Source organism: Nostoc sp. CALU 546 (assembly GCF_048836525.1).
Genome location: NZ_JAWJTF010000139.1, coordinates 1 through 20600, shown reverse-complemented (window position 1 = coordinate 20600; position 20600 = coordinate 1). Strand labels below are relative to the sequence as shown.

Sequence of the window (20600 nt, the reverse complement as noted above, 5' to 3'; positions counted from 1 at the left end):
ATATGTGCAACTTCACATTAAATTGGTATAAGAAACAAATCAACCCTTTACATGGGATGCTAGTTGATGATTAGTGAGTTTTACCAATGTCTCTTGTTTCTGCCATCACTGTTACTGTTCCTGCCACAACTGCGAATTTGGGGCCTGGTTTTGATTGCATCGGTGCAGCATTAAAGCTGTACAACGAGTTCAAGTTCACTCGCCTAGAAGAGGGCGGGTTAACTATTCATGTCACGGGTTCGGAAGCTGAACGAGTCCAAACTGATGAGAGTAATCTCCTTTACCAAGCCTTTGTCAAGTTCTATCAGCATATAGAGCAGACGCCGCCAACTGTGAAAATAGAGATTAAATTAGGTGTGCCGTTGGCGAGGGGTTTGGGTAGTTCGGCGACAGCAATTGTTGGTGGGTTAGTTGCTGCGAATCAACTGGAGGGTGCGCCGATGAGTCAGTCGCAGGTGATGGAGTTAGCGATCGCAATGGAAGGACATCCTGATAATGTAGTTCCAGCTTTGTTGGGAGGATGTCGTCTCGCTGCTACCAGTGGTACAGCTTGGGAAATTTGTGATGTTCCTTGGCATAAAGATGTTGTACCAGTTGTGGCTATTCCTAATTTTGAACTTTCTACTTCAGAGGCGCGGGGTGTTCTCCCCACTGAGGTAAGTCGTGCCGACGCGATTTTTAATACAGCACATTTGGGGTTATTGTTGCGCGGCTTGGAAACTGGTAACGGACAATGGTTAAAAACGGCTTTGCAAGATAGATTGCATCAGCCCTATCGCAAAGCTTTGATTCCTGGTTATGATGCTCTCAACATCGCAGCTGTTAGTGCTGGTGCTTATGGTATGGTAATTAGTGGTGCGGGGCCGACACTGTTAGCTTTGGCAGATAAATTACACTCGGAGGCTGTGGAGGCGGCGATGTTAGCTGCTTGGCAAGAAGAAGGAATTACAGCCGAGGTGCGATCGCTTTCTCTCGATACCCAAGGTGCAAAAAGCTTTTAACAAATCAGATAACTATTTTACTCAGCACTTAAAACTCGATTTATGGAGCAAATTCAGGCTGAAATGGCAGCGCTTAAATCTCAAATTCAGATTCTCCTAGAAGAACGCGCTGAACTCACTATTAATAATGTCATCTCTGGCGAGAATGAATCACCCCAGGCAATGGTGGAGGCGTATCGCCGTCAAGCCAGAGAAAATGCCCAATTATCAATTGAACTCCAGGGCATAGATGCAGCGATCGCCGCTTTGGAAGGGCAGATAAAACAAAAACAAGGTAAGCTAGTGCGATCGCAAGGTGAATCAAAACAACTTCTCATCCAGCAGCAGTTAGAGGAAGCGAAAGAAGTAGCACAGGTTCATGCTCAACGCATTAATCAACTAGCAGGTGAACTGGCGGCAGAAGTCCGTTTTCTTAAAGCTTGTGCCAATCAACTCAGTCCAATGTATTGGCAGATTTATTACAAACCCTTCATCACTGGATTCAAAACAATCTCTGTTCCTTACGTCCGCTCTGATGGGGAAGTTTGGACAATTGTCAACAGGATCGTTTAATGCTTTAGATTCAGGAGGGAGGAGGTCGAACGCAAGAGTGTGTCGTAGACAACACCACCCTCTCCCCGCAAGCGAGGTCGGTGAGAGGCTTTAGCTTGGGGTTGTAATTTGGGGTCATTTGCGATCTTGGTGGTTAGCTAATTAATATTTCATGTATAGCCGTAGCCACATAGGTTAGGACATTTTGAAAACCCCAAGGCTAGGAATAGTAATACTTTTACCTCCTGCCTCCTGCCTCCTGCCTCCTGCCTTCTGCCTCCTGCCTCCTGCCTCCTGCCTTCTGCCTCCTGCCTCCTGCCTCCTGCTATATTATCCCCAGCGATCGCACTCTCCCAACTCCTCAAACTCTGGCATAATCAGACATGGTTGCACCTTCAAAACTGATGTAAATCCTGCAAGGTAATTAAAAGGTTTACGCCGAATGGATATTTTAATAGAATAATCTCATTAAAAGATTCGCAGAAATATAAATGGACTGGATTACACTACTGCGATCGCTACAGTCTGATTTTATTAAAAGGTTAACATCTGGTTCTCTGCTTCATTGTGAAACCGAAGGTCAATATAGTGAATTAACTATCATCTCTGGAGAAAGGTTAAGGGCATTACGGGAATTTTGCTGGCTGATGGCTGAGAAATATAAGCGTGTTTTACCAGTCCGTGATGTTTTTATTAGTTATCTCAAAGGTAAGTTGGGTGAGGAAGTTGTCAAAGAACGTTTAGCTGATTTTATTACCGAAGTCGATTATGAAAAGCGATTCGGCGGCGATGGCAATATAGATTTTACCTTGACTTCTGACCCATCTATTGGTATTGAGGTTAAATCTCGTCATGGTCGAATTGACAGAGTAAGATGGTCAATTAGTTCTGAAGAAGTCGAAAAAAATGCAGTTGTAGTTTGCATTTTGATTCAAGAGGATGTGAGTGAAGCACAATCTGAGTATCACCTTTTTTTGGCTGGCTTTCTCCCAACCCGGATGATTAAGTTGAAAACTGGTAAAATTTCCTTTGGAATAGAGCAATTACTATATGGTGGTGGTTTATGGTGCTATTTAGAACAGTTACAATCTTCTATAAATAATTCTTCTAGGCAACAACCACCAATTTATAAATATCTTCCGAAACAGGAAATTCTATCTAAGCCAACTAATAATCATTTAATAAAATCTTCTTTCCAACCTGAATATCGTGATGAAGATTTAAATATACTTTATGCAAAATTAGGTGATGAATGTTTTGAAAAAGGAGAATATACAAACGCAATTACCAACTATAATCAAGCTTTAAAAGCCAATTATACTGATTTAGATTTATATTACAAAAGAGGTTTGTCTCACTATCAAATAGGAGATTATGAAGCTGCGATTGCAGATTATTCTCAGGCAATCCAGATAAATATTCATGATGCAAAATCTTACAATAAACGAGGTTTAGCCCTATATCAACTGGGTCGATTAGAAGAAGCCATTAATGATTATACCCAAGCTATTAGAATTAATCCTAATGTTGCCGTAGCCTATAAAAACCGGGCTGAAGCTCGTTCTCATGTAGGAGATAATCAAGGAGCAATTGAGGATTATACCCAAGCCATTAAAATTAACCCCCATTATGCTGATGCTTATAAAAACCGTGGAATTGCTCGTTATTTATTAGGATATCAACCGGGATTTCCCCAAGCAATCAAGATTAATCCTCAAGATGCCATAGCTTATAAAAAACGTGGTAATGCTCGTTCAGATTTAGGAGATTTTGAGGGAGCAATTGAAGATTATACTCAAGCAATTCAGATGAATCCTAATTATGCCGATGCTTTTTATAACCGTGGTAATGCTCGTTCAGATTTAGGAGATTTTGAGGGAGCAATTGAAGATTATACTCAAGCTATACAGATTCATTCAAATTATGCTGATGCTTATTACAATCGTGGCAATATTCGTTTAGAAATCGCAGATAAACAGGGAGCAATTGCAGACTTTCAAAAAGCGGCAGATATATATCGTAAAGAAGGTAAGTTAGAAGCACTCAAAGATACACGAGAAAGAATCGTAGATTTAGAAATAGAAGAATCATTAGATATTTTAAACTTCTAGACAATTGGCTAAGAGGATGTTTTAAAAGTCTTTTTGTTGGTATTAAAAGTTTTATATCCCTCTAAATCTCCCGATAAATTGGGAGACTTTGATTCCAGTTCCCACTTTTTTAAGCTACCGTGTATACAACAAGTCTGAAATAGCTGATTAAGCAGGGTTTTACCCCACCCTAACCCTCCTCTTGCAAAGGGGCTACCGTGTATACACAAGTCAGATGTAAAGTAGGTGCAGAGGATTTTTGAAAAGCAAAAACTATGAATAATCCCATCTTAATTCATGCTTCGACGACACCAGGAACGGCATTTGGAGACCCAAGGTTGATAAAAAGGGGGCAGCATTATATGAGGCGATTCGTCAGTACCAATCGATAAATATCCGGCAAATCAGTCGAAATTGGGCAGAACAGATGGGTTATTATCGGTTTTTGGAGAATGAAAACGTAACACTATCAGAATTAGTACGTAGCCTTTCGGATGATTGCCAGCTTCAGGTGGGACAACGGCACGTATTGGCAATCAGCGATAGTAGCGAAATTAACTTACAGTCTCATGCAGGTAGGCTGTCACCCTCAGGATTAGGAGTAGTAGGAAATAACACAGATGTAGGGTTTTATATCCATCCAACATTGGTATTGGATAGTGAGAGTGGATTTCCACTAGGATTAAGCACTGTAAAACTGTGGAGCCGAGCCACAAACCATGCAGACAAACATCAACGAGATTATAAAAATTTACCAATTGAGGAGAAAGAATCTTACAAATGGTTAGCATCGGCATTCAGTAGTAAGCGATGCTTTGAAGTGGGTGGAGCAAAAATGGTAACTCATATTGGCGACCGCGAATCGGATCTATTTGAGGAATTTGCCACCATACCCAACAAAAATAATCATTTGCTGATTCGAGCTTGTCAAGACCGTAGATTGTTAGGACAGTCTCAATCACTATTCAACTATTTGAGTCAACAGCCCTGTGAAGGTTCTTATATAATTAACGTTCCCGCAGACCCACGTCGAAAGCGAATGCCAAGAGAAGCTTTGCTTATTGTTCGTTGTGGACGAGTTGAGATTCAACGCCCCGATAAATTAAGCGTTTTTGGCTATCCTCCTAGCGTCACTCTTTTTGCTGTTGAAGCTCTAGAAGTCCAACCACCCGCAGGACAAGAACCGATTCATTGGCGGTTGCTGACCACTCACGTTGTTGTCTGCTTGGAACAAGCACTGCGAGTGATTCAGTGGTACGGATGGCGATGGAAAATTGAACAACTTTTTGCCACTCTCAAAAAAGCTGGATTGAATATAGAAGCGACTCAGTTAGAGTCTAGTATTGCAATCCAACGCCTAACAATTCTTGCTTTGTCCGTAGCCGTGCGAACCTTACAAATGGTTGAAGGACGCGATAATACTCAACTTTCTGCCCAGCTTACCTTTTGTCTTGAACAGCAGCAATGCTTATCTGGGATTCAATCTTCTGTTGAAGGCGATACTAAAAAACTGCAAAATCCTTATCCACGTGGTTGTTTGCCCTGGGCTACTTGGATCATTGCTCGACTTGGTGGATGGTCTGGTTATACTTCTGGTAGACCTCCTGGAATGCCTACTCTTGTTCATGGTTTAAGACAATTTGAATCTATCTTTCTTGGCTGGAAACTCGCTCTGGGTGGACTTGTGTATACACGGTAGCCTTTACAAGGGGAGGGTTAGGGTGGGGTAAACCCTTGGTTAATCAGCTATTTGATACTTGTGTATACACCGTAGCCTTTTTAAGGGGGGTTAGGGGGGATCTAAACGTGTCTAAAATCACACCAAAATACTTTTAAAACAACCTCTAAGAGGAGTTAGGGTGTTATTAGTAATCCGTATACCAATCTGTACAGAATATTTAGGAGAAAAATATCCTGGCGGTATTGGTAATAAAAATTCCAAATTGCTCAAAAGTTTCTGTATTAGATTTTTTTTTGGTAAGCACAACATTCGCTCCGGTACTAAAGTTTCAAACTGGATGCCATCCACTTCAACGGCATTAATTTTATTTGATCCACTTGATGTCATATTGGCTGCTTTCTCAAGGACATCTTCATGCGCCATCAATACTCTAGGCGCATAGTTTAATGTCATTATCCTGAAAAAGAATAATAATTTCAGAAAATTTTTTATTCTCCGGAACTTCCCAATACCTCTAACAAACTCTTCAACATCAAATAAGCAGAAGTCCCTCCTGGATCTTGATGTCCAATACTCCGTTCCCCCAGGTAGCTAGCCCGTCCTTTTTTCGCCTGCATCGGTATAGTTTGTTGCAACCCCCTTTGGGCTGCTGCTACAGCTTTTTGCATAGCTTCCAGCGTTCCCTGACTTTCTTCTACAGCTTGCCCACAAGCAGCTACAGCCGGAGATAGCACATCCACCATTGTTTTATCTCCTAGTTGCGCTTTTCCACGTTGCACCACGCCGTCTAAGCCTGCTTGGAGTATCCCTAAAACATCTTGTTCTGTTAATTTTTGCTTACCAACTACTGCTGTACTTGCTCGTAAAAACCAGCTGCCATAAAGAGGGCCACTGGCACCGCCAATAGAAGAAATCAAGGTCATACTCACGGCTTTGAAAATGCTGCTGATGTCTTTGTCTGTAAGAGTTGGTAACTGAGCGCTTACTTTTTTGAAGCCTCGATCCATATTGATTCCGTGGTCAGCATCTCCGATCGCAGCATCTAATTCTGTCAAATAGGCTTTATTCTGCTCTATCTCTGTTGCAAATGCCTGCAACCATTGTAATATCTGCGCTTGACTCACCATATTAAAATAATTCGTAATTTAAAGACGGTTTCAGACTGTTATTTAAGGAAAAATCACCTATCGATAAGAATCTGCTAAACTTCACGATTCTTAACCATGCTAGCTTCCTCGTGTAGCTGACAGAAGTCCCACAATCCAATAGGCTGATCTTAAAGTGGTAATTTTTTACCAAGCTCATCTGCACAAAAAAGTAGATGACTATGTGCAACATGTTGCCTATTTTCTCTCATCACTTAGTCGTTAATAACTACATATACAGAAAATGCCCCTGAAAATCGTCCAGAACTTTGATGGCAGTTTCACTCTTGAAGCACAAGCTCAAGAAACTCTATTCAATTTATTGACAAGCGCTGCTTTCTTAAACCAAATTTCTCAACAGTTGGGGTGTGAGCAAGTTAAATTTACAGAACTAATTTTCCAACCAGTTCCTTACAGCCTAACTACCACTAAAGGAATGCCAGCAGAATTTGAAAAGTATCATGAATCTGATGAATATGCCATCATCAACGTACCACCAAATTTCATGTTTAATGCTAAGATTTTTAAACCCAGTCGCCTTTGTGCAATTTACCAGAAATTGGGTAATGGTTAATTTTCAAGATAAATTTAATTCCAGAATTCAGCACCCAGAAGTCAGAATTTAAAAAGAATGCAGCATGGATAGCACATTTATGGATCAAATTTTATCCTAATTATTTAACTATTCTGAATTCTGACTACTGAATTCTTACAATTTAAGCAATTTTCACTTTTGAAGGCAAATAGCAAGTTTGATATTTGATCTATGGCTACTGAAACAAATCTTTCTTCTTTGGCAACCCTAGAATACATTTCTTATATTGACGCTCAGGGTCAATTGCCCGAACAATTTCAGGGTAAAATCGGGATATATGCGATTTTTGACCAAGAAAAAGTACTCCAATTTGTAGGATACTCTCGTGATGTTTACCTTAGCCTCAAACAACATTTAGTCCGTCAGCCACAGCAATGCTATTGGGTTAAAGTTCAAACTATTGAACGCCCTAGTCGCACAATTTTAGAAAATACTGAAAATGCTTGGATTGCTGAAAATGGCAGTGTGCCTTGGGGAAATGGAGATAACAAGGAAAAATGGACTAATCCCATTGATGTCAAAGTGGTAATGACACCTGAAGAACAGGCAAATTATCAAAATCCAGCTAATGATGAATTAGCAACAAGAAAAATTATTAAAAATGTGGCGCGGAGAGTAGAAGCAGAAATTTCAAAGCAATTACTTGAAATGCGAGGTTTGCAAATGGAAATTCGCTTCAATCCTAAATTGAAAGAAGAAGGTTTACTAGATTTGAAATGAAGGTAGTTTTGGGGAAAACTATCTTATGAATATCACTTGTAATCTCCCATGACAATACAGCTGCTAAACGATCGCTATCAAGTTATCCGTACACTGGGTGCTGGTGGGTTTGGTGAAACCTATCTAGCAGAAGATACGTATATGCCTTCAAAGCGTCCTTGTGTGGTTAAACAGTTAAGACCGATTCACAACAATCCCCAAATTTATCAGTTAGTGCAAGAGAGGTTTCAACGCGAAGCAGCGATTCTTGAAGAACTTGGTGGTGCAAATGACCAAATTCCGGCATTGTATGCCTACTTCTCCTCTGGTGGACAATTTTATTTAGTTCAGGAATGGGTTGAGGGCGATACTCTAACTGGAAAAGTCCAAAAGCAGGGGCTATTTAGTGAAGGTGCTGTCCAGGAATTATTCATGAATTTATTACCTGTCCTGGATTACGTCCACTCTCGACATATCGTTCACCGCGATATTAAACCGGATAACATCATTGTGCGTAATCAAGATGGTAAATCGGTGCTAATTGATTTTGGTGCTGTGCGGGAATCAATGGGAACAGTAGTAAATTCTCAAGGCAATCCTACCAGTTCGATTGTGATTGGTACACCTGGTTATATGCCGAGTGAACAAGCCGCAGGTAGACCAGTTTTTTCTAGTGATTTATACAGTTTAGGAATGACGGTAATTTATTTGCTGACTGGTAAACAGGCGCAGCAACTAGAAACCGATTCCCAAACGGGTGAAATTGTTTGGCGACAGTATGCTGGTCATATTAGCCCAATTATGGCAGGAGTGATTGATAAAGCGATCGCTTATCATCCGCGCGATCGCTATCCTACAGCCAGAGCAATGCTGGATGCTATGCTTTGCATAGCAAATCCAATTCCACCGACGCAACCCCTCTTGACTCAACCAACTGTAGTCTCTGCACCGCCACCTCAGACAGTACCAATCAAACCACAGCCTAGCCCTCAAAGTGGTAATAGTCAGAATAATATCCTCATGGGCAGTTTGATTGCAGGTGGGTTAATTGGTGCATCTGTGATTATTAGTCAAGTGTTACCAAAATCTTCTCAACCCATAACAGACAAAACGGTATTACCTACAGAAACACCGTCAAATGTCACCACCCCAGTGATAGAAACTCCCAAAATTACACCAACGCCCTCATCTGTTCCAATTCAATCTATACCTTCCTCAACGACATCAGTACCACCAGTAGATACCACCGCTGTCAATAATTATTTATGGCTTTCCCAAAGACAGGTAACTGATGCAGATTTGGATGGTAAAAACGGTTTGGAACTTGATATAATGCGAAATTCAGTTTTTGCCAGTCACGGCCGCCGCTTTGATACTCCGGAATTACAAGATTACTTTAATAACCAAGCCTGGTATCGTCCTATATATTTACCAAAAGCATTTCCACTTAGATTGCTGTCAAAATTAGAGCAACAGAATGTAGACTATATCAGCAAATATCAAGACCGTTATGGCTTGAGACATTTTAAAAAATAAGTTTTTCGCAATGGGGCAGTGGGGGATTTCAGCACTGGGAACTCAAAACTTATAACTATTTTGCCCCATGCCCTTGCGTAAGTCCTAATTTTAGTTTGGACTTATCAAAAAAAATTTTGCTACTTATTTAGATAATATCCAGGTTAGGTTATGTAGTATATCAGACAAATTTATAGACATTAAATACCCTAAAATCGAAAGATATTAGGGGCTAATCCTAGCGAAATGTATATGGGGTGAGAAAAAAACTATATTTGTCTGCCGTAAAGTACATCTCCAGATACTAGGCAGTTTCAGAACCAGGAATTTATATTCAATATATAAGATAGCTATCTTTGAGATTAGCAATCCATAAGTTAAAGAAATGCCATTTTTATATTTTCTTTGTTATTTTGTATTTAACGGGACAGTTATTCATGATTTGGTGGGTTTAAATAACAATTAGTTAAACCATTTCTCTCCAGAGATGCATGTAAAATTTTTGCATTGTGCTTGTCTTCGTTATCTCCACAATGCAAAATGACTAGACACATTACATGGCAATATTCCCAATCGGCAAATAGTTCATCTACACAAGGAAAACCTTGCCTAAAGCTATGCTTAAAACAAATAATCAGCGTATTTTTCTGCCTGTTTTTATTAAACCTTTAGAAGAAAAGAATCAAATAGGTAGTAAAAAGCAATTTGTTCAACCTAAATTAGATTTACTGCAACCATTACGTCAATGGCTGGACAAAATTGAGATTCAGAATCAGAAATTAGCCAAATTTATTGCTAAACTGATCCCCGCTCAGTGTCCATTCGAGCGTGATATTATGCTTTTTGGCCGCAAAGTAGCGCACATTCCGCCAATGTGCAAACTCAATCCGCTTTATAACGAACTTGTCTACTTGCGTTTTCGCGCTTTGTGTTATCTAGTAGATCAATGTGGAGAGGATATTCAATCCTACTGCTGAACATCACTAGAGAAAACACCATCTATATGGAAATTAAAATTGAGCGTCAACCCAGAGAAGAACATCTCAATGAATTAGGTGTATTTAAATGGGAAGTTTGGAAAAAGGAAGTCTCAAAATTTCCTTGGACTTATGATTCTCAAGAAACTTGTTACTTTTTGGAAGGAGACGTAATTGTTACTCCTGATGGTGGACAGCCAGTGCAAATGGGTAAAGGCGATTTAGTGATTTTTCCCGCTGGTATGTCCTGCACATGGGAAATTACCAAGGACGTAAAGAAGCATTATTACTTTGATTAGTCAAGATTCAAAATTGATCCCCTTTGTTTTCTTGATGATCCAGAAAACCAACATCTCATCACTCAATTTTGATTTGTATTATAGGGAAGTTCGCGGCGAGTATCGTAGGATAAAGTGGCAGAGTCCGTAAATTGCTTATATCCATATAGGAATCCGCTTTGATTTCTGAACGAATTTGCTTAGACGTTTTTTCAGAAATCAAATATTAGTCCTATATCTGTCGAAACTCGTTGCGATTCCATTCCCTAAACAATATTCATGAAAAACTCCACGCCACTTGTGGTATGGAGTTTCCCACCGCTTTCAATAAAAAATAGATAGTCTCATTTTCTCCAAATTTGACAGTAGATAATGATCCCCGGCTTCCCAAAGAAGTTGGGGATATTGGATATTTGACCTCTTGCAAAAACATATTTTTGCAAGAGAGGGAAAGGGGTAAAGGTTAAAGGGAAAGGATTTTGAGTTTCTTTACCCTTTTCCCCTTCCCCTTTACCCCGACTTTTGCAAGAAGTCTATTGTGCGATCGCTACCACAGGGAATCTTGGGAGTTCATAATCGTATTAGTGGGAGTTTATATGCTCTTTAGCAGAAAAAGGTTTGATCCCACGGCAATTTTATAGAGGAAAATCATTAACGATGTTACTGCATTTAAGTACTTGGCAAGAAGTTGAAGCTTATTTACAGCAGTCCAAGGGGATTATTTTCCCTATTGGTTCCACAGAACAACATGGGCCAACGGGGTTAATTGGCACTGATGCGATTTGTGCAGAAGCGATCGCAACTGGTGTTGGTGATGCAACCCAAGCGATCGTTGGCCCTACAATCAATGTGGGTATGGCACTGCATCATACTGCTTTTCCAGGCACAATCAGTCTGCGTCCCAGTACTTTGATTCAAGTAGTGCGAGATTATGTAACTTGTTTAGCCAAAGCTGGTTTTAGCAAGTTCTACTTTATTAACGGACACGGCGGGAACATCGCTACTCTCAAAGCGGCTTTTTCAGAAACTTACGCTCATTTAGAAGATTTGCAGATTCCCAATGCTCAACAGGTGCAATGTCAAGTTGCAAACTGGTTTATGTGCGGTTCTGTATATAAGCTAGCTAAAGAATTATATGGGGATCAAGAAGGTTCTCATGCAACTCCAAGTGAAGTAGCTCTCACCCAGTACGTTTATCCAGAGGCGATTAAGCAAGCACCTCTTTCACCAGAAGTTGCAAGTGGACATAGGATTTATAGCGCAGCTGACTTTCGAGTGCATTATCCAGATGGACGCATGGGATCAAATCCGGCTTTAGCAACGCCAGAACACGGTAAGCAATTTTATGATTTGGCGGTGAAAGAACTTAGCAAGGGGTATTTGGAATTTGTGAACGCAGATTGACACTTTCCTAACTCCAGCCACGGAGATTCTTAATTCAACGAGTCCACTTAGACGAAACCCCTTGCGGTATGTCACCCAGAGGTGGTTCTCTCCTCAAGCGTTAACTTTCGGAGTGTTTTCAGGGTCTTTTTTATAAAAAGAATTATCAAAACTGTGAGCAGTGAGTAAACTAACTACTGGTGGTTATCTCAAGAGTTTACATTCATTGTGTTTTCACCGGCTAAAAATCTCAGATTTTAGTTTTTGTCTCAATTCAATATAAAATCTAAAACTTAAAATCCAAAATCAACATGGCAGACCTAACTCCTAATTCTAGTTTTAGTTTGACACTGCGCTTGCAGATTCCTAATCGTGTAGGGATGCTGGCGTCAGTAACCCAGGCGATCGCAACCACTGGCGGTAATCTCGGTCAAATTGATTTAATTGAGCAAACCCGCAAAGAGTCCACCCGCGATTTGACTGTGGATGCTGCTAGTACCGAACACGCTGAAACCATTGTGCAAGCAGTCAAAGCATTGCCAGATATCAAGTTACTCAGTGTCTACGATCGCACCTTTAATTTGCATCGTGGTGGCAAAATTAGCATTACCAGCAGAATTCCTCTCAAGAGTGTTTCCGATCTAGCAATGGCTTACACACCCGGAGTTGGTCGAATTTGCACAGCGATCGCTCAAGACCCAGAGGAAGTTTACAATTTAACCATCAAACAAAACACTGTTGCTATTGTTACCGATGGTAGTGCCGTTTTGGGTTTAGGAAATCTCGGCCCAGCAGCGGCTCTCCCAGTTATGGAAGGCAAAGCAATGCTGTTCAAAGAATTTGCCGGACTGGATGCTTTTCCCATCTGCCTTGCTACCCAAGACACAGAAGAAATTATCCAGGCAGTTAAGAATATTGCTCCAGTATTTGGGGGCGTGAATTTAGAAGATATCGCTGCACCTCGCTGCTTTGAAATTGAAAAAAGATTGCGCCAAGAGTTAGATATCCCCGTTTTTCATGATGATCAGCATGGTACAGCGATTGTCACCTTGGCAGCGTTGTTCAATTCTCTCAAGCTAGTAAATAAGGCAATGGGGGAAATCCGCATCGTGATTAACGGTGCTGGGGCGGCTGGAGTGGCGATCGCTCGGTTACTGAGGAAAGCTGGGGCAGAAAAAATCTGGATGTGCGATTCTAAAGGGATTATCTCTACTAGTCGCACCGATTTGACAGAAGAAAAACTCGAATTTGCAGTGAAAGCTCAGGGTACATTAGCGGGTGCAATGCAAGGCGCAGATGTATTTATTGGTGTCAGTGTACCGGGAGTTTTGACACCAGAAATGGTACATTCGATGGCGAAAGACGCAATTGTGTTTGCAATGGCAAATCCCATTCCAGAGATTCAGCCAGAATTAATCAGTCAAGATGTTGCTGTCATCGCGACCGGTCGCAGTGACTACCCGAATCAAATCAATAACGTGTTAGCTTTTCCTGGGGTATTCCGTGGTGCTTTAGATTGTCGGGCCCAGACAATTACCATCAAAATGTACCTAGAAGCTGCAAGTGCGATCGCCTCCTTAGTCAAGCCTTCAGATTTGAATCGAGAACATATTATTCCGTCAGTCTTTGATGAACGTGTCGTCACTGCTGTTGCTGCTGCTGTGCAACGTGCAGCGCGTGAAGAAGGTATCGCTCGGAATTAATTAGAATAACGACTCTTATGGGATGGGTATCTTGGTAATGAAACCCAAGCCTTCGATATACCCCCCTTAATCTCCCCAATGCATCCTACGGTGTACACACAAGTCGAATTACCCCCCTTAATCCCCCCTTGCTAAGGGGGGAAACAAGAAAATCTAGTTCCCTCCCCAATGCATCGGGGAGGGTTAGGGTGGGGTAAAACTCTTAACGTCTGGTTTTTTCTTGGCAACTTGAGATGAAATCGAAGCCTTGACATTCTGTAGCTTCCAGCAATTGCCTAACCCGATCACCAGGCTGACAACTCATCAAAGTTCCCCCAATCACAGCCAATGTCACAGCAGTGGCTAGCGCCAGCACTGTAGCTCGTTTTCTAGGTTTGATTGTAGTGACTAAAGTATCTATCTCGGTGGCAGTACCAAGAACCTGAATTCGCTGAAGTGTTTTTAAAGCAAAAGACGCATTGGCATAGCGACGTTTCCGGTTACGTTCTACCATTCTCATCAACCATAACCGAAAACGTGGACTGATTTGAGGAACTAATTTCTGAAAATTAAATCGATAGTTATCATCAATTAATTTCCCAATTTCAGCAGAACGAGTATTAGTAAGTAAGCAAATTAGCGTTGCTCCTAAACTATATAAATCTGATGCTTCCGTAAGAGGATGACCAAATTGTTCCTCTGGTGGCATAAAACCTGGAGTTCCGGCTACAAAGCTGCTCAGAGCTATTTTTGCACCCTGTATCCTAGCTAAACCAAAATCAACCAGATAAGCATTTAGTTTTTCATCAACCAAAATATTCTCTGGCTTAATATCCCGATGAATAATTGAGGGAACTTGCTTTTGCAGGTAAACCAAAATTTCTAAGATTGACAAACCAATTTGCTTAATTTCTTCAGGATGAAAGCTACGTCTTATACCCAATGATGGGGCATTCTTATATTCCTGTACCATATAAAAAGCCCCTGGTATTTCAAAGGAATCTACATAGCGAGGAATGCGGGAATGATTCAGTTGTTGCAAGATTTCAATTTCGCGTTCATAGGCTTTTATGCCTGACAAATCCGCACTTGCATGAGCAAAACAAAACTCTTTAATCACCACCTGTTCATTAGAGTTGAGGACATTAGCTAAATAAGTAATGCGTCCCCCTTCTCGATTGCGTCCTAGTTCGCTGATGACTTGATAGCCTTGTTGGGAAAAATCTGGATGATGACTTAAAGAAATTATTCCTTTATGTTCATTACGCACATCAAGCTCCATTACATTCACCAGATGAGTTTGATTTTTTCAAAGTGCAATAAAAAATAAGAGTGACTCACCCAGATTGTTAGCCGAATTTTTACCTTGCACGCGCCCAGGTGCATAGGTACAAAGTTATTCTTGATGACGGACACTTTGCTCAATGTCATACGCAAGTGTTGTTAATGGACAGTTTGCCCTCGTCTTGAGTCTAGACATGAAATTATAGCGGTTCTCGAATGGAAGCAATACACTTTTGACCTCACTTCCATTCCTCTCTCCTAAAAGGCTACGGTGTACACACAAGTCCTTTTCACCCCCTCTAACTCTCCCTTGCAAAGGGGGAGAACCGGATATTTCCCCCCTTTGCAAGGGGGGATTAAGGGGGGTAAATCAATAGTTTGGGCTTCATTACCAAGATGTGTGTACACCGTAGCCTAAAAGGAGAGAGGCTTTAAGTCTTACTCCCCTTGCCTTGCAGGGCTGGGTGTTAGGTCTGTATTTCATGCAATTGAGAAACACTATATTGACTAACTGACTATCAAATTGTGAGTTAGGAGTTAGGAGTAAAACTTCTAATAATTTTTCAGTTTTCACTTTTAACTCCTCACTCTTAACTTCTAATTTATAACTCTTGATATTGTGCAAGCCAGTCGATAATCTGGGCATTGACAACATTTGGAACTTCATCGTGAGGACAATGACCGGCATTGGGAATGGGAACAATTTTGATTTCTTTGCCATTCTCACGCGCCTTTTCGTAAATCTTGGCCCCAGTAATTGGTGTCCAAGGGTCATCGGCACCCCAAATCACTAATATAGGACGTTCTACTTTGGGCAATAGTTCCTCTGGACTTGGGCCAGGAGGTGCTGTGAGAATGGATGCAAAAACTTGTTGCGCTCCTGGGTCGCAAGAGGGAGTATAAAGTAAATCGACTAATTCATCGGTGACGGCTTGGCGATCGCGGTAAACTTGGTAAAGGGTACGGCGAATCTGAGCTTTTTGGCGGATGCGGTTATAGACAAATTTACCTGTAATTGGCGATCGCACAAACCGATTAAAAGTTGCCATCACAATCCGTAGCGGCGGGTTCAATTCGTGAGGACGGTGACTCAACCCACCCGCAGAATTAATTAAAATACCACCAGCAGCAATTTCTGGATGTTCAACCAGTACAATTAAGCTCAACAGTGCGCCAATGGAGTTGCCAATAAATACAGCAGGTTCGTGTATATGTGCTGTGCAGAAATCTTTCAGCAGTTCCACCCAAACTTCCACACTGTAATCAATGGGCGCTTTCTCGGAACCGCCAAAACCTAAAAGGTCTATGGCAAATACCTGGTAGCCAGCATTAGCTAAAACTGGAATATTTTTGCGCCAGTGTCCAATGGAAGCACCAAAGCCGTGAACTAGAACCAAAGGCCGTCCAGTGCCCATGACAGTGTATTGAATTTTGTAGCCCTGCCAATTCCAAAAGAATTTTTCAAAAGCGTCTTGGGTTGCAAGCTGCTGTGTCGTTACAGTCATTATTAAGATTAATAAAGTGTTTCTTTAATATAGTAATGTTCTCTGACCTCATAACTTCTCACTCAGCAATGATTAGATGTTAGTTCCATTCACTCCAAGGGATTAATAAGTCGAGGGATACCAAATACCCCTGTGACTTTTTAGACGAATGGTAGTGTGAGATGAAATACATGAATCAAAGTTACTTTGCTCAAATGAGCAAGTTTGTTCTGGCTGCAACCTCTGTGGCAATATTTTCACCAATAGCTTCTGCATCTGCAACTTTAGGGTTCTCTACCACCGTCGCCCAAATATCTAATAATTCCACAAGTCAACAACTTTTAGCCGATAAAAAAGTAGAAACAAGGAGTCGTACTACTACTATTGAGCGGCAAACTATCACCACAGAAAGCCGCAGTAGTAGTGTTTCTACAAAAGGCAAAAAAACAGGTTTTAGCCTTGCCATTTGGGAACCATCGGGTAACTTGTCAGAGGTGATTGCTCGCATTTCTGTCAAGAGTAAAGGTAGCAAGGGCTATTTAAAAGAGCGCTTTTTGGGCGATTACAAATACAAGATTAAGCAAAAGGCAAAATTTGCTAAGGGGTTAAAAGCTAGCGATCGCATCGTCGTGCGATTGTATGATGTTCAAAACCGCTTTATTGGCTACAGTGAATTTGAGTGTTTGTCGGCAAACACCACAGTTAACCTGGTTTTGTCAGCCAAACCTACAGAATACCAAGTCGTTCGTACTGTTTATGGTGTTGATGCTGACCAAAACGGCACTATTGACGCAGGTACTACCACTTACGACTACTTCACCCAAGTCAGCGACCAACGTGTTAGTTTCCTAAGCAGTTCTCAAACCTTCCAAGGTAGTCAGTTCCAAGTAGAAGGTTTATCAACAATTGCAGAAACCAGCGTTTATCCCCTCTCTTTCACTCAGGGTGAGTATGCTTTAGTGCGTCAGTCGTTCGTGAGCGTCTTTAGTTCCGACTTGGCAGAGGCTTTGCAAGCGACTCCAGGTAGTTTGGTGCAGGTGATTGAAGTCAGCGATAACTCTAGCTACGACATCAGCCAAATGCTGATGAATTATCGCCAAGTTGGGATGTCTCGCGCTCTCCAAGTTGGGTTTTCTGATGTTTCCACAAACTACTGGGCTAAAGATTTTATTGCCGAGTTGGCCTCAATGGAAATTCTCGAAGGTTTTCCTGATGGAACTTTTCGCCCTGATGCACCAGTAACTCGTGCCCAGTTTGCGGCAATGCTACGGAAAGCCTTTACCAAGGGGAAAATTCGTCGAGCGATCGCATTTAAAGATGTCTCAACTCAATATTGGGCTTACAATGCCATCAGCGAAGTTTATCAAATGGGCTTTTTAAACGCTGTTGTTGGCAAAGGTTTCAACCCCAGCCAAAGCCTTTCTCGCCTTGATATTTTGGTAGCATTAGCACAGGGATTAAATTATCAAAGCAGTGGTTCCACGGATACAATCTTATCTGTTTACAGCGATGCAACTACTATTCGTCGTGAATATCGCAGTCTGATTGCTGCACTCACACAACGCGGTATAGTCGTCAACTATCCTAATGTAAAGATGCTAAATGCTGAACGGGTAGCAACCAGGTCTGAAGTATCTGCTTTGCTATACCAGGCTTTATCTAGTACTGGACAGGTAGCAAATATCTCCTCGCAGTACGTCGTTGGGCAACAACAACAAGTTGCAGTTGAGGAACAGACTGAAACTTCAACAGAGGGCAGGAAACCGCGTCGTAATTGCAACCAAGGAATAGGTAATGGTGCTGAGGGATGTGATCCAGGTAATTCCCGCCCTCACGGTGGCAGTAACGATGAAGGTGGACGTACTCCTGGTAATAGGTAATAGCATTTTTTTAAGAGAGGCGATTAATCGTCTCTCTTCTAAGAAAGCTGATACGATTGATAATGAAGATAGGTGTTATCTTCACAAAACTTATGTTTTTAACTTGGTTAGACAGTAACTCTTGGCTACTGGAAATTGGCGGAAAACGAATACTAATTGACCCTTGGCTGGTTGGTTCGTTAATCTTCAGCAATTTGGATTGGTTATTTAAAGGTTCGCGATCGCAAAATCGCCCAATCCCAGATAATATTGATTTGATCCTGCTCTCTCAGGGTTTAGAAGACCATACTCACCCAGCCACCCTCAAGCTGCTAGATCACAACATCAAGGTTGTAGCTTCTCCCAATGCAGCCAAGGTAGTACAGAAGTTAGGTTACACCCAGGTAACTACTCTTGCTCATGGTGAAAGTTTCACTTTAAATAATCAAGTTGAAATCAAGGCTTTCCCTGGTTCGCCCATTGGCCCCACTCTGATAGAAAATAGTTATCTCCTCAAAGAATTGGAAAGTGGTTTAACTGTATACTACGAGCCTCATGGGTATCATTCTTCACAACTTCAGCAATCTGCACCTATCGATGTCGTGATTACACCGTTTATTGACATGACATTGCCTTTGCTTGGGCCGATTATTAAAGGTAAAAATAGTGCTTTGGAAGTAGTGAAATCTTTACAACCTCAAGTAATATTACCTACGGCGGCTGGTGGGGATGTGTCCTTTGAAGGATTGCTGATGAAACTCATCCAGACTACAGGAAGTGCTGAGGAATTTCGTTCGTTACTAGAAAAAAACAATTTTTCTACGCAGGTGCTTGAGCCGAAACCAGGCGATCGCTTTGAACTACCATTAGAAAAACGAGCATTAGCAATCTAAGTTACACCTAGCCCTAGCGATTACAAATCGAGGTTTTCAACCCGCGCAGGCGGGTTTCGTCTGTATAGCCGTGACTTCTAGTCGCCAGGGCTAATTTCATTCCATCGCTGAATTCTTTTGCATATACACTTCCCTAATCGGAAAAGGAATTTGAATTCCGGTTTTCTGATAGCGTTTATGTAACTTCTTAACAAATAGATGTTTCCCAATGCGCTGATCAAAATATTCATTGACGCGCATATAAAGCGTAAAATCTATACTAAAATCATTAAAAGTATGAAATCTGATATATGGTTCAATTCCTTTTAATTCTGGTGCAATTTCTTGCATGACTTCTTTGGCAACCTCTACAGTCACTTTTTCAACCTGTTCCAAATCGCTATCATAACTGACACCTACATCCATTGTTAAAGTAATTTCCTTGGCGGGTAAATGATAGTTGGTGAAAATGGCAGAAGACAACTTAGAATTGGGAACAATTACTATATTATTTGAGATTTCCCTTATTGTTGTATTGCGCCAAGAAATATCTATAATATATCCCTCATGACCAGCATCTAACTTCACATAATCTCCGGTTCTAACTTGCTTAGAAATAATTAAGTAAAAACCAGAAAACAAGTTTGCAAGTGTGTCTTGAAGTGCTAAACCAACTGCTAAACCACCAATCCCTAAAGTTGTGATGATCGGCGTAATTTGAACACCTAGCGTTTGCAATATGATTAATGTTCCCAAAACTAAAACAGTAATCTTAGCAAGGTTAGAAATTAGTGATGTGGGAACCCCTTCCGTTCTGCGAATAAATAAATTAACAAAACCAGCAGTCAATCTTGCTAAAACTAGGGTTACAGAATACAGCAGTGCGATCGTCAGAATTTTTTGCAGTACAATGGCAACATCTGGTTTGAGGGGAGAACTCAGAATTGCCCAAAACAAACCGCCAATGACAAACCAAATAAAAGTCATGCGGTGCAGAGAGTGAAATATAATATTACCCCCCGCAATTCGTTTATTATTAACGAATTTCTCCAGTTTTTTGAAGATAACTTTTTCACCAATTATCCCAGCCAGTAAGCCAGCTAGAATAAATGCTATGGGCGGAATCCATTCGATCATATCAATTTTAAATTTGGAATTTTAGATTTAGAAGAGGAGTATTTTTGCTGTGATTATAGCTAATTTTTACCTTGTTAGTACAAACAATCAACTATCTCTCGGCTTTGAGAAAAAATAATCTGAACGCATTTTATATCTAGCAGATACTTATGAAGTCTAAGAGGTTGTTTGAAAAGTGATTGACTGTGATTTTAATTGCGTTGTTACCCCCCTTAGTCCCCCCTTATAAAGCAGGGTGGTTTCATACAAAGAAAGAAAAAACTTTGTGCAGTTGATTGGAGAGGGCGCGTTGTGCTTGAGGAATAGTTCGGAAACCGAGTTTGCGGGCGATCGTAATGAAAAAATTGTGTAAGATAGACCAATTGACAGGGGCATTGCCACCACGAC

The 20600-nt window shown here is 41.1% G+C and carries 18 protein-coding genes; 13 read left to right on the top strand and 5 right to left on the bottom strand.

The window, feature by feature from the left end:
• Nucleotides 1-86: 86 nt before the first annotated feature.
• From thrB to RRG12_RS38540, 4 genes are all read left to right on the top strand, one after another.
• Complete coding sequence (gene thrB / locus RRG12_RS38555) at nt 87-1001, top strand: homoserine kinase (RefSeq protein WP_069073766.1); 915 nt, start codon at nt 87-89, stop codon at nt 999-1001.
• Between the two features lie 42 nt (nt 1002-1043).
• Nucleotides 1044-1553: a hypothetical protein gene (locus tag RRG12_RS38550; RefSeq protein WP_420762838.1), complete on the top strand. Its 510-nt coding sequence runs from the start codon at nt 1044-1046 to the stop codon at nt 1551-1553.
• A 470-nt stretch (nt 1554-2023) separates the two neighbouring features.
• Complete coding sequence (locus RRG12_RS38545; protein WP_420762837.1) at nt 2024-3643, top strand: tetratricopeptide repeat protein; 1620 nt, start codon at nt 2024-2026, stop codon at nt 3641-3643.
• 349 nt (nt 3644-3992) lie between these two features.
• Nucleotides 3993-5321 carry an IS4 family transposase gene (locus RRG12_RS38540; protein ID WP_420762839.1) on the top strand — a complete coding sequence of 443 codons (1329 nt, stop codon included), beginning with the start codon at nt 3993-3995 and terminating at the stop codon, nt 5319-5321.
• A gap of 117 nt (nt 5322-5438) precedes the next feature.
• Here RRG12_RS38540 and RRG12_RS38535 read toward each other — a convergent pair whose 3' ends face one another.
• On the bottom strand, nt 5439-5756 hold the full coding sequence (locus tag RRG12_RS38535; RefSeq protein WP_420762836.1) for a hypothetical protein: 318 nt from the start codon (nt 5754-5756) through the stop codon (nt 5439-5441).
• 35 nt (nt 5757-5791) lie between these two features.
• On the bottom strand, nt 5792-6430 hold the full coding sequence (gene dhaL / locus RRG12_RS38530) for a dihydroxyacetone kinase subunit DhaL (RefSeq protein WP_420762835.1): 639 nt from the start codon (nt 6428-6430) through the stop codon (nt 5792-5794).
• A gap of 262 nt (nt 6431-6692) precedes the next feature.
• Between dhaL and RRG12_RS38525 the strand changes: the two genes are divergently transcribed.
• From RRG12_RS38525 to RRG12_RS38495, 7 genes are all read left to right on the top strand, one after another.
• Complete coding sequence (locus RRG12_RS38525; RefSeq protein ID WP_420762834.1) at nt 6693-7022, top strand: hypothetical protein; 330 nt, start codon at nt 6693-6695, stop codon at nt 7020-7022.
• Nucleotides 7023-7214: 192 nt separating this feature from the next.
• On the top strand, nt 7215-7763 hold the full coding sequence (locus tag RRG12_RS38520) for a GIY-YIG nuclease family protein (protein ID WP_420762833.1): 549 nt from the start codon (nt 7215-7217) through the stop codon (nt 7761-7763).
• Between the two features lie 48 nt (nt 7764-7811).
• Nucleotides 7812-9278, top strand: coding sequence for a protein kinase domain-containing protein (locus RRG12_RS38515; RefSeq protein ID WP_420762832.1), 1467 nt, complete (start codon nt 7812-7814; stop codon nt 9276-9278).
• Between the two features lie 596 nt (nt 9279-9874).
• Entirely contained in the window at nt 9875-10234 is a 360-nt protein-coding gene (locus RRG12_RS38510) for a Mo-dependent nitrogenase C-terminal domain-containing protein (RefSeq protein WP_069073892.1), read from the top strand.
• 26 nt (nt 10235-10260) lie between these two features.
• Entirely contained in the window at nt 10261-10533 is a 273-nt protein-coding gene (locus RRG12_RS38505; protein ID WP_420762831.1) for a cupin domain-containing protein, read from the top strand.
• A 636-nt stretch (nt 10534-11169) separates the two neighbouring features.
• On the top strand, nt 11170-11916 hold the full coding sequence (locus RRG12_RS38500; protein ID WP_420762830.1) for a creatininase family protein: 747 nt from the start codon (nt 11170-11172) through the stop codon (nt 11914-11916).
• 290 nt (nt 11917-12206) lie between these two features.
• Nucleotides 12207-13598: a malic enzyme-like NAD(P)-binding protein gene (locus tag RRG12_RS38495; protein ID WP_069073889.1), complete on the top strand. Its 1392-nt coding sequence runs from the start codon at nt 12207-12209 to the stop codon at nt 13596-13598.
• A 202-nt stretch (nt 13599-13800) separates the two neighbouring features.
• On the opposite strand, the gene RRG12_RS38490 is transcribed toward RRG12_RS38495, so the two are convergent.
• On the bottom strand, nt 13801-14859 hold the full coding sequence (locus RRG12_RS38490) for a serine/threonine protein kinase (RefSeq protein ID WP_420762829.1): 1059 nt from the start codon (nt 14857-14859) through the stop codon (nt 13801-13803).
• 604 nt (nt 14860-15463) lie between these two features.
• Nucleotides 15464-16366, bottom strand: coding sequence for an alpha/beta fold hydrolase (locus RRG12_RS38485; RefSeq protein ID WP_420762828.1), 903 nt, complete (start codon nt 16364-16366; stop codon nt 15464-15466).
• A 170-nt stretch (nt 16367-16536) separates the two neighbouring features.
• Here RRG12_RS38485 and RRG12_RS38480 point away from each other — a divergent pair, with 170 nt between their 5' ends.
• Together RRG12_RS38480 and RRG12_RS38475 are read left to right on the top strand one after the other, a co-directional pair.
• Entirely contained in the window at nt 16537-18225 is a 1689-nt protein-coding gene (locus RRG12_RS38480; RefSeq protein WP_420762827.1) for an S-layer homology domain-containing protein, read from the top strand.
• 92 nt (nt 18226-18317) lie between these two features.
• Complete coding sequence (locus RRG12_RS38475) at nt 18318-19097, top strand: MBL fold metallo-hydrolase (RefSeq protein WP_420762826.1); 780 nt, start codon at nt 18318-18320, stop codon at nt 19095-19097.
• A 96-nt stretch (nt 19098-19193) separates the two neighbouring features.
• Here RRG12_RS38475 and RRG12_RS38470 read toward each other — a convergent pair whose 3' ends face one another.
• The gene (locus RRG12_RS38470; RefSeq protein WP_069073884.1) at nt 19194-20213 is read right to left on the bottom strand and encodes a mechanosensitive ion channel family protein; all 1020 of its coding nucleotides are present in this window, start codon (nt 20211-20213) and stop codon (nt 19194-19196) included.
• Between the last annotated feature and the right edge of the window lie 387 nt (nt 20214-20600).